This window comes from Staphylococcus sp. HMSC056G08 (assembly GCF_001812305.1).
In the GTDB taxonomy this organism is placed as follows: Bacteria; Bacillota; Bacilli; order Staphylococcales; family Staphylococcaceae; genus Staphylococcus; species Staphylococcus simulans.
Genome location: NZ_KV808475.1, coordinates 23,196 through 33,340, shown reverse-complemented (window position 1 = coordinate 33,340; position 10,145 = coordinate 23,196). Strand labels below are relative to the sequence as shown.

At 35.1% G+C, this 10,145-nt stretch carries 11 protein-coding genes; 9 read left to right on the top strand and 2 right to left on the bottom strand.

Going from position 1 to position 10,145, the window contains the following annotated elements:
• Positions 1-981: 981 nt before the first annotated feature.
• Complete coding sequence (locus HMPREF2846_RS14915) at positions 982-1,356, bottom strand: DUF1828 domain-containing protein (protein ID WP_371099752.1); 375 nt, start codon at positions 1,354-1,356, stop codon at positions 982-984.
• A 279-nt stretch (positions 1,357-1,635) separates the two neighbouring features.
• On the opposite strand from HMPREF2846_RS14915, the gene HMPREF2846_RS07350 reads away from it, so the two are divergent.
• The 7 genes from HMPREF2846_RS07350 to HMPREF2846_RS07320 all read left to right on the top strand — a co-directional run bounded on the left by HMPREF2846_RS07350 (position 1,636) and on the right by HMPREF2846_RS07320 (position 8,475).
• Positions 1,636-2,676, top strand: coding sequence for a hemolysin family protein (locus tag HMPREF2846_RS07350; protein ID WP_070626348.1), 1,041 nt, complete (start codon positions 1,636-1,638; stop codon positions 2,674-2,676).
• A gap of 13 nt (positions 2,677-2,689) precedes the next feature.
• A complete protein-coding gene (locus HMPREF2846_RS07345) occupies positions 2,690-3,760 on the top strand; it encodes an NAD(P)H-dependent flavin oxidoreductase (RefSeq protein WP_070626347.1) in 1,071 nt (356 codons plus the stop codon).
• A 120-nt stretch (positions 3,761-3,880) separates the two neighbouring features.
• A complete protein-coding gene (locus tag HMPREF2846_RS07340) occupies positions 3,881-4,729 on the top strand; it encodes a DUF72 domain-containing protein (RefSeq protein ID WP_070626346.1) in 849 nt (282 codons plus the stop codon).
• 11 nt (positions 4,730-4,740) lie between these two features.
• A complete protein-coding gene (locus HMPREF2846_RS07335; RefSeq protein ID WP_002481621.1) occupies positions 4,741-5,565 on the top strand; it encodes a sulfite exporter TauE/SafE family protein in 825 nt (274 codons plus the stop codon).
• Between the two features lie 14 nt (positions 5,566-5,579).
• Positions 5,580-6,899, top strand: a complete 1,320-nt coding sequence (locus HMPREF2846_RS07330; RefSeq protein ID WP_070626345.1) for a bifunctional metallophosphatase/5'-nucleotidase — start codon at positions 5,580-5,582, stop codon at positions 6,897-6,899.
• A gap of 82 nt (positions 6,900-6,981) precedes the next feature.
• Complete coding sequence (gene lipA / locus HMPREF2846_RS07325) at positions 6,982-7,911, top strand: lipoyl synthase (protein ID WP_002481623.1); 930 nt, start codon at positions 6,982-6,984, stop codon at positions 7,909-7,911.
• Between the two features lie 174 nt (positions 7,912-8,085).
• The gene (locus tag HMPREF2846_RS07320; RefSeq protein WP_002481624.1) at positions 8,086-8,475 is read left to right on the top strand and encodes a YutD family protein; all 390 of its coding nucleotides are present in this window, start codon (positions 8,086-8,088) and stop codon (positions 8,473-8,475) included.
• A 55-nt stretch (positions 8,476-8,530) separates the two neighbouring features.
• On the opposite strand, the gene HMPREF2846_RS07315 is transcribed toward HMPREF2846_RS07320, so the two are convergent.
• Positions 8,531-8,824: a DUF3055 domain-containing protein gene (locus HMPREF2846_RS07315; protein ID WP_002481625.1), complete on the bottom strand. Its 294-nt coding sequence runs from the start codon at positions 8,822-8,824 to the stop codon at positions 8,531-8,533.
• Between the two features lie 103 nt (positions 8,825-8,927).
• Here HMPREF2846_RS07315 and HMPREF2846_RS07310 point away from each other — a divergent pair, with 103 nt between their 5' ends.
• Both HMPREF2846_RS07310 and HMPREF2846_RS07305 read left to right on the top strand, forming a co-directional pair.
• Positions 8,928-9,362 carry a type VII toxin-antitoxin system HepT family RNase toxin gene (locus HMPREF2846_RS07310; RefSeq protein WP_070626344.1) on the top strand — a complete coding sequence of 145 codons (435 nt, stop codon included), beginning with the start codon at positions 8,928-8,930 and terminating at the stop codon, positions 9,360-9,362.
• Positions 9,363-10,142 (top strand): TIGR01457 family HAD-type hydrolase, encoded by a 780-nt coding sequence (locus tag HMPREF2846_RS07305; protein WP_023016019.1) that lies wholly within the window; start codon positions 9,363-9,365, stop codon positions 10,140-10,142.
• Positions 10,143-10,145 lie beyond the last annotated feature (3 nt).

Sequence of the window (10,145 nt, the reverse complement as noted above, 5' to 3'; positions counted from 1 at the left end):
TTAGAAGTCAGAACATTTATGTCCCGACCCCTTTTTTATTATTGCATGGTTAATACTATTGAAATTATATATTTTTTTTGATGAAAAAAGAGAGAAATGTTATAGTAGTTATTGAGTGTTATTCACTCATATAATTTTTTTGCGCCTTAAGCGTTATCTGATATAGCCCGCAAACCTACATCAGATGACGCTTTTTAATTTGTAAGATCCCACCATTAAATAGGCAGTTTTTTGATACCATTTTTGATACCATTTTGTTTAAAAACAGAAAAAGTTTAGAAAATTTAAGTGCTTGAAATCGCATGAAATCAACGTTTTAAATTTCAAGAAATCCTAAAAAACTTCATTTTCAATCGAAATGGAAGGTTCTATCGGTTAATCCAATAGTGTTCATTGAATATAAGTATTAAAATACGCAGCACACATACTTAATTGTATGTGTGCTGCTTTTTAATGTCTGAAGTTAAGTGAAAAGATAAGTGTAATGAAACAATAAAGAGATTTACGAGATTTAAAGAGAATTATGTCAGGCATGTCAAACAAGTTCAGGGTTAATACGATTTTTGGTAATTTATTAAGCAAATTAGGACATGTTAAAGTCTACTAATACAATTTATATTGAAATTTAACGTGACGTAAAATTCTGAAATGTGGTATAAGTAAGTGATAAAATAAAGAAAACGTTTAGAGGGGAAACCTATGAAGAATAATCCAACTTTGTTAAAGATTCTAGCAGCAGTATTTATATTGTTAACAATTATCAGCCCGTTATTTGCGATTGGAAGTATAATTTGTAGTGTGAAAATCAAAAAATATAATGATGTCGTTGGAGATCGTTTTCTCACGATTTCTATAATTTGTGCAGTAATATTTATGGCGTTTCATTTTATCTACTATCTCACTTACTTATTTTAAAAGTATATTTTAAAAGCCAGAAAGTAAACAGTTACACTGTATCTTACTTTCTGGCTTTATTTTAGTTCATAAAAGTAAATGATTAAATGATAAAAAGTCGTTAGTTGTATCTTTTAGAGACAAATTCTGTATCGATGTCTTATTGTTGAATAAGTTATTTATACAAATGATTGACTGAGTAAAACTTTGAAGTGATTCATTTAAATTCTGTATAACACATTCAATATAGATTTCTTCAGTGCTTTCATCTATATTTACATTAAATGTTTGAATGTATTTGTATAGTAATTTAAGTGTTGGTTTCTGCTCAAACAACTCAGGTTTTTGAGATTTTAAATTAAATAGTGTATAGCCATCGTCACAAAGTGTGATAGTCTGCTTATCATCGCTAAAGATAGCATAAAGAATGATGTTATCCATCGTGCAATCTTTATAAGGAATTTCTACGCGTAGTGTATGTGAATTTATTTTCTTGAAATCTACTTGGTTAGATATCTAACGTTAAAGTGCAGTATTACTCCTAGAGGGATTGTTTTATTAAAAGTATTTTTTAAAGGTACTACAATTCATCTGAAAATTCGGTACAATGGTAATTAATCATTGTACTTCGTGAAAAGCGTGGAACTTGTTCGGTTTACATAAATAGAGAGATGGGAAATTAATAAGAAATATACGCTTTTTGACAGAGTCAATAAGAGTTTTAAGGGAGCGTCGGCCATCATGATTATAGCTATCATTATTTTAATTTTTGTTTCTTTCTTCTTTTCTGGCAGTGAAACGGCATTAACTGCTGCGAATAAAGTGAAATTACAGACTGAAAGCAGGAAAGGAGATCCAAAGGCAAAAAGGTTATTAGCACTTTTAAATAAACCTAGAGATTTTATCACAACGATTTTAATCGCAAATAACAGTGCGAATATCGTGTTGCCTACGCTAGTTACTATTCTTGCTGTACAACATGGTTGGAACGTGGGGATTGCATCTTTAGTGATTACAGTTGTGGTAATTATTGTTTCAGAAGTGATACCAAAATCTATCGCAGCAACTTATCCTGATGCGATTTCTAAATTAGTCTATCCGGTAATTCATTTATTTGTGGTAATCTTAACGCCGATTACTAAAATTTTAAATGGTTTAACTGGTTTGATTAACCGAATGCTTGCGAATGATAAATTCCAAAGTCAAACCATGTCTAAAGAAGAAGTGCGTACAATGGTAACCATTGCAGGGGCACAAGGGGCATTTAATGAGAATGAACGAGATCGTCTTCAAAGTGTTTTAACTTTCCAACAATTGCGTGTTAAAGATGTAGATACAACACCACGTGTCAATGTGACTGCATTCTCAAAAGATACATCATATGACGAAGTGTATGAAATTATTATGTCACATCCATATACACGTTATCCGGTCTACGATGAAGACATTGATAATATTGTGGGAGTCTTTCATTCAAAATACTTATTAATATGGAGTCGTCACTATGATAAAACATTAGAAGATTATATTTCTAAACCACTTTTTGTGAATGAGCACAATAAAGCTGAGTGGGTCATGCGTAAAATGATTGCGACACGTAAACACATCGCCATTGTATTAGATGAATATGGCGGTACGGATGCGATTATTACGATGGAAGACTTAATTGAGCAATTGCTTGGTTTAGATATTGAAGATGAAATGGATCAACATGAACAAAATAAAGTCGATGAACGTTTGAAAAATAGACAAAAGCCAAAAGCGAATCAATCATCTTTATAGGGAGTGTTCACATATGTGGTCAGATACAAAAATCACTGCACAACTTGGAATCAAGTATCCAATTATTCAAGCCGGAATGGCAGGCAATACAACACCTGAATTAGTCGCTAGTGTGAGTAATAGCGGAGGCTTAGGAACGATAGGCGCAGGGTATTTCAGTTCAGAAAAACTTGCGGAGGAAATAGATAAAGTTAAATTATTAACCACTCAACCTTTTGCGGTTAATTTATTTGTGCCGAGTAAAAAACATATCAAGCGTGCGCAAGTTGATTTAATGAATGCATGGTTAAATCCTTATCGTCGTGCATTGGATTTAGAACAACCCGTAGTGAATTTATCTGAAACACAACAACTTGAACAACAAATTGATATCTTGATTGAAAAACGTGTACCCATTGTTAGTTTTACATTCGGTATTCCAGATGTCCATTTAATTCGTAAAATGCACGAACATCATATGATAGTGATGGGTACCGCGACTTCTGTTGAAGAAGCAATTGTGAATGAAGAAGCGGATATTGATATTATTGTGACACAAGGTAGTGAGGCAGGCGGACATCGCGGATCATTTTTAAAACAAGAAGACGGAGAATATCCAATGATTGGCAGTATTTCACTTGTGCCGCAAGTAGCTGATGCAGTGTCTCTACCTGTAGTCGCAGCAGGTGGTATTATGGACGGCAGGGGTGTACTTGCTAGTCTGATTTTAGGTGCGTCAGGTGTACAGATGGGAACAGCCTTCTTAACATCACAAGAAAGCGGTGCAGATATTGCGTATAAGCAAGCAATTTTAAATAGCACAGAAACATCAACCGTATTAACAAATGCTTTCAGTGGCAAAATGGCACGAGGTATCCGTAATGATTTTGTAGATTACCTGTCTACATTTCGTGGAGAAGTGCCAGAATACCCAATTCAAAACCAATTGACTTCAGCAATCCGTAAAGCATCGACTGCCAATCATGATCACTCATTAATGTCATTATGGAGTGGTCAGACACCAAGACTTGCGACAAGCCGTAAAGCGAATGAAGTCGTTGAATCTATAGTGCAGCAAATTGAAGATATGCGTTTTCAATCATAGAGATGAAGAGTAATAAGTACTGCGTTGGTCATTGCGCAGTACTTATTTTTACTTCAATTCTAAGATGAAGTGAACAGGTTCTAGACATAAAATATGATAGAATGAGATTGGTGATTATGTATGATAGATATTGGACTGACAGGGTGGGGAGATCACGATTCTCTTTATACTGATCTAAGTCGTAAAACAGACAAATTAAAGACTTATGCGAGTCATTTTCCAGTGGTAGAATTAGATGCGTCGTATTATGCGATTCAACCCGAACGCAACATTAGAAAGTGGATAAAAGAAACACCCGATCGTTTTAAGTTTGTGGTGAAAATTCATCAAGCATTGACTTTGCATGCGGATTTTAAAGACTTTGCTGAGACACGAAATGAACTCTTTGAAGAGTTCAAGTTAATGATTCAACCATTAATTGAAGCGGATAAACTTGCGATGGTACTTGTTCAGTTTCCGCCATGGTTTGACTGCAAGACTCAAAATATTAATTACATACGTTATGTACGTGAACATTTAAAACATGTGCCGGTTTGTATAGAATTCAGAAATCAAACTTGGTTTGAAGGGGAGATGAAAGAACATACTTTAACCTTTTTAACAGAACAAGGCTTGATTCATGCGATTGTCGATGAACCGCAAGTCGGGGAAGGTTCAGCACCTTTCGTCAACCGCATTACAACGGATACAGCCTTTGTACGTTATCATGGACGTAACCGTCATGGTTGGACCAAGCAAGATATGACAGACGAAGCGTGGCGAGATGTCCGCTATTTATATGACTATACAACAGAAGAGTTAGAAGAACTTTCACAACATGTGCGTATTATTCAACAAAAAGCTAAAAAGATTTATGTAGTTTTCAATAACAACTCAGGCGGTCACGCAGCAAACAATGCGAAAGAACTTCAACGAATTCTTGGTATTGACTACGAAGGCTTAGCACCGCAGCAGCTTAAATTATTTTAGGAAGTGATGATATGGTGAGTATTCTCTTACTCATTTTAATAGGAGCCTTATCAGCAATTTTAGGCTCGCTTGTCGGAATTGGAGGCGGATTAATTATAGTTCCGACATTAGTCTATTTAGGTGTGGAACATGATTTACTCCATGGGATTACGCCTCAAATAGCGATTGGAACTTCCTCAATTATTTTAATTGTGACAGGTTTAGTGTCTACATTAGGGTATTTAAAATCTAAGCAAGTAGATACAAAAAATGGTTATATATTCTTATTCGGATTATTACCAGGCTCCTTATTCGGTTCATTTATCAGTCGTTATTTAACGTTAGATTCATTTAATTTGTACTTCGGTATGTTTTTGATTCTGGTTTCGATTTTATTATTAGTACGTAATTCAATTAAGCCAATCAAACTCTTTGAAAAGAAAAAGTATGAAAAAACATATGTAGATAAAGATGGGACGATTTATCATTATCACGTGCCGCCTGTATTTGCGTTCGTGGTAACATTTTTCATTGGAATTACAACAGGACTCTTCGGTATCGGTGGGGGCGCTTTGATGACACCGTTAATGTTGATTGTGTTCAGATTCCCGCCGCACGTTGCGGTAGGTACAAGTATGATGATGATTTTCTTCTCTAGTGTGATGAGTTCTATCGGACATACTTTCCAAGGTCACGTTGCTTGGCATTATGCGCTTGTTTTAGTTATTTCAAGCTATGTCGGAGCTAAAATCGGTGTTAGAATCAACCAATCTATCAAATCTAATACAGTGGTTGCTTTACTGAGAACGGTGATGCTGTTATTAGGGGTTTATCTTATTATTAAATCATTACTTTAAAGGAGGCGTCGAGTTTGAAATTAACGATTTATCATACGAATGATATTCACAGCCATTTGCATGCTTACGAGCGTATTGCTGCGTATATGGCAGAGCATAGACCATTACTAGACCATCCTTCACTTTATATAGATATCGGCGACCATGTTGATTTATCAGCACCTGTAACAGAAGCAACACATGGCCTTAAAAATGTAGAATTATTAAATGACGCACATTGTGATATTGCGACAATCGGTAATAATGAAGGGATGACCATTTCACATGAAGATTTAAATGCATTATATGAAGATGCTGATTTTGCGGTTACTTGCAGTAATGTGTTTGATGAAGATGGCCATTTGCCACACCATATTACATCGAGTTATACTAAAGAAATTGAAGGTGTACGTATCTTATTTGTTGCCGCAACTGCACCTTTCACACCGTTCTATCGTGCTTTAGATTGGGTTGTTACTGATCCGATGGCTGCGATAAAAGATGAGGTAGAGAAACAAGCAGGTAATTATGATGTATTGATGATCATGAGTCATTGCGGTATCTTCTTCGACCGTAAATTATGTGAAGAGATTCCTGAAATTGATGTTATTTTTGGTAGTCACACCCATCATTATTTTGAAGAAGGCGAAATGAAAAATGGTGTTTTAATGGCAGCAGCAGGAAAATACGGTCATTTCTTAGGTGAAGTTAATTTAACGATTGAAAATAAGAAAGTCGTACATAAAACAGCAATCTTGCATCCTGAAGGCACGTTGCCAGAAGTTGAAACGAACTTTAAAGAAGAAGGTAAAGCATTGATGAGCACGCCTTTAGTTGATCATCCTGTAAACTTAAAAAGAAAAACAGATATGATTACCAAAACAGCGTATTTACTTGCAGAAAGTGTATGTGAGTTCACACATGCAGATTGTGCAATTATTAACGCTGGGTTAGTAGTCAAAGGCATCGAAGGGCCGAACGTCACTGAATATGATGTGCATCAAATGTTGCCGCATCCGATTAATTTAGTACGTATCAAAATTACAGGCCGTGATTTAAAACAAGTTATCTTAACAGCTGAAGAACAAGCGTATATGCACGAACATGCGCAAGGTTTAGGATTTAGAGGCGATATTTTCGGCGGTTATATTTTATATCAAATGGGTTATATTGAATCAGAATCTCGTTTCTTTGTTCAAGGGGAAGAGATTGTTGATGATCACATCTATACATTAGGAACTGTTGATATGTATACGTTTGGACGTTATTTCCCACTATTTAAAAACTTGCCGACAGAATATTTGATGCCAGAATTTTTAAGAGATATTTTCAAACAGAAATTATTAGAATTATGAATTATGACTTATAGCGTTTTCATTTTGTTATAAATTCGTTATAATAAGATGAAGATGAGTACACAGGAGGGTATGTGTTGTAATGGCTACAAAAAACAATGAGATTTTACGTAAACCGGACTGGTTGAAGATAAAGCTGAACACGAACGAGAACTATACTGGTCTTAAGAAGATGATGCGTGAGAAGAATTTAAACACTGTTTGCGAAGAAGCAAAGTGTCCGAATATACATGAGTGTTGGGGTGAGCGCCGAACAGCTACATTTATGATTTTAGGTGCAGTATGTACACGTGCTTGCCGCTTCTGTGCAGTTAAAACTGGCTTACCTAACGAATTAGACTTAGACGAGCCGGAACGTGTAGCAGAGTCAGTAGAAATTATGAACTTAAAACACGTGGTAATCACAGCAGTTGCGCGTGATGATTTACGTGATGCAGGTTCAAACGTTTATGCTGAAACAGTAAGAAAAGTAAGAGAACGTAATCCATATACGACAATTGAAATTTTACCATCAGATATGGGTGGCGACTATGATGCGCTTGAAACATTAATGGCATCTAAACCAGATATTTTAAACCACAATATCGAAACAGTACGTCGTTTAACTCCGAGAGTTCGTGCGCGTGCAACATATGACCGTACTTTAGAATTCTTAAGACGTTCTAAAGAATTGCAACCAGATATTCCAACGAAATCAAGTATCATGGTTGGATTAGGCGAAACAATTGAAGAACTTCATGAAACAATGGATGATTTACGTGCAGCAGATGTAGATATTTTAACAATTGGACAATACTTACAACCTTCACGTAAACACTTGAAAGTTGAAAAATACTATTCACCATTAGAATTCGGTAAATTACGAAAAGTAGCAATGGAAAAAGGATTCAAACATTGCCAAGCTGGACCATTAGTACGTAGTTCTTACCACGCAGATGAGCAAGTTAACGAAGCTGCGAAAGAAAAACAACGTATTGGTGAAGAAAAATTAAATGAATCAACTGAAGCATAATTGATAAGTATAGATTTGAATGGGGAAGAAGCGGGCTGAATCAGTCCGCTTCTTTCGTCATTCAACTACTGTTATAATGTATAATATAAGTAAATCTTCAAGATTGAAGTCAATAATACACGAGACATTGAAACAAGCAAAAATGCTCAAGAATAGAATTGATAGGTGACATACATGATAAAAGTAGGAGATAAATACTTCGAAATGATCGAACAATATCGTGATTGTTTCGATGAAGAACAATTTGCGAACCGTTATTCAGAAATACTAGATAAATATGATTTTGTAGTCGGTGACTTTGGCTATGAACAATTAAGACTCAAAGGTTTTTACAAAGACTCTAATAAAAAAGTAGAAATCAGTAAACGTTTTGCGACAATACAAGATTACTTACTAGAATACTGCAACTTCGGTTGTGCTTATTTTATTTTACGTCGCATTCCTGAACGTGAACTGAAAAAACTGCGTGCACAAGAAGAAATAGAAGCCAATGCATCAGATAAATTACATGATGTTAAAATTGCGCCAAGTTTACCTTCTGACCAAAAACAAAAGGACAGCTGATCGATAGCTGTCCTTTTTGTTATATCAATTTTAAAGTTGTTATTACCGTTTAATATTAGTACTCTCCACTATCAAATGTGCCACTAGGGATGACATCTTTTAAATATGCTGTCAGTTCTTCTCCCTCTGCTTCACTGACACCTAATGTATAAGCAATATAACCATCTTCTGCTAAGTCGTCTGGTCCAATAATTCCAAATTTGTTTGTCTGCATGTTAAGTACCAGTACTTTTCCGTAATGACGATTGGTTTGGAACATCATTAAATCATAACGACTTTCTTCTCCGACCATTCCAACATATTGTACATCAGCTTCTTCGTTATCATCGTATAAAAACATCTCTATCATGATTTCATTGACTCCTTTGTACATTCTCTTTTCTCAAGTATAAACAGAAATGATTTGTACTGCAAAGATGTGATATGATTGAGGGGATGAGGAGTTGAATAACATGTATTTTGTTGATAAAGATAAATTGACGTATAAGCTGAATTACTTACAAAAGTTAACAGAAGATTATTCAGAAAATAAAGAGAACCATTATGCATTTGAAAGAATTGCACAAATGTTGATTGAGTCTTCCGTAGATATTGGAAATATGGTCATTGATAGTTTTGTTTTAAGAGATCCAGGTAATTATAAAGATGTCATTGATATTTTAGAATTAGAAGGTGTGATTTCTAAAGAAACACAACAAGGTATCAATCAAACCGTAGATGTACGTAAACGATTTGTACATCAATATGATCAATTAGATACAAAAGATTTAATCCCTTTATTTGATGCTTCACTTAAAGACTATGAACGTTTTATTGATGAAGTCATCAATTTCTTAAACAATGAAAATGTACCCGTTACAGCATTTGGAAAAGGAGACCAGAAATAAATGAAACAATACAAAGGTTATCTGATTGACTTAGATGGCACAATGTATAAAGGCGCTGATGAAATTGACGGCGCTAAGCAATTCATTGATTATTTAAACCAACACGACATTCCACATTTGTATGTGACAAACAATTCTACTAAAGTGCCAGAAGATGTTGTGAAGAAATTAGCTGGATTCGGCATTGAAGCGAAACCAGAAGAAGTAGTTACATCTGCTTTAGCAACAGCACATTATATTAAACAAGAAAATGCGCAAGCTTCTATTTATGTCATCGGTGAAGGCGGACTTCGTCAAGCATTATTAAATCAAGGTTTAACATTGATTGATGACACACATGTGGATTATGTCGTAGTCGGTTTAGATACTAAAGTCGATTATGATAAATTCTCACAAGGTACACTCGGTGTGCGTAATGGTGCGAAGTTTATTTCGACAAACCAAGATATATCTATTCCGAATGAACGTGGTTTCTTACCAGGTAATGGCGCAATCACAAGTGTGATTACAACATCTACTAAAGTACAACCGACGTTTATCGGTAAACCACAGCCGATTATTATGGATATGGCAATGGATGTTATTAATTTGCCGAAAGAAGAAGTCGCAATGGTCGGCGATTTATATGAAACTGACATTATGTCAGGTATCAACGCAGGTATTGATACGATTCATGTGCAAACAGGTGTAACAAGTAAGGAAGAATTAGCAGAAAAAGATCAACAACCAACTTACACATTCAAAGATTTGAATGAGGTAATCAAAGACTTAGAAGGGTAGGTG

Excerpts from the sequence above, each read along its gene's own strand:
- HMPREF2846_RS07350 (WP_070626348.1), top strand. The coding sequence starts at position 1,636 with ATGATTATAGCTATCATTATTTTAATTTTTGTTTCTTTCTTCTTTTCT.
- HMPREF2846_RS07345 (WP_070626347.1), top strand. The coding sequence starts at position 2,690 with ATGTGGTCAGATACAAAAATCACTGCACAACTTGGAATCAAGTATCCA.
- HMPREF2846_RS07340 (WP_070626346.1), top strand. The coding sequence starts at position 3,881 with ATGATAGATATTGGACTGACAGGGTGGGGAGATCACGATTCTCTTTAT.
- HMPREF2846_RS07335 (WP_002481621.1), top strand. The coding sequence starts at position 4,741 with ATGGTGAGTATTCTCTTACTCATTTTAATAGGAGCCTTATCAGCAATT.
- lipA (WP_002481623.1), top strand. The coding sequence starts at position 6,982 with ATGGCTACAAAAAACAATGAGATTTTACGTAAACCGGACTGGTTGAAG.
- HMPREF2846_RS07320 (WP_002481624.1), top strand. The coding sequence starts at position 8,086 with ATGATAAAAGTAGGAGATAAATACTTCGAAATGATCGAACAATATCGT.
- HMPREF2846_RS07315 (WP_002481625.1), bottom strand. The coding sequence starts at position 8,824 with ATGATAGAGATGTTTTTATACGATGATAACGAAGAAGCTGATGTACAA.
- HMPREF2846_RS07310 (WP_070626344.1), top strand. The coding sequence starts at position 8,928 with ATGTATTTTGTTGATAAAGATAAATTGACGTATAAGCTGAATTACTTA.
- HMPREF2846_RS07305 (WP_023016019.1), top strand. The coding sequence starts at position 9,363 with ATGAAACAATACAAAGGTTATCTGATTGACTTAGATGGCACAATGTAT.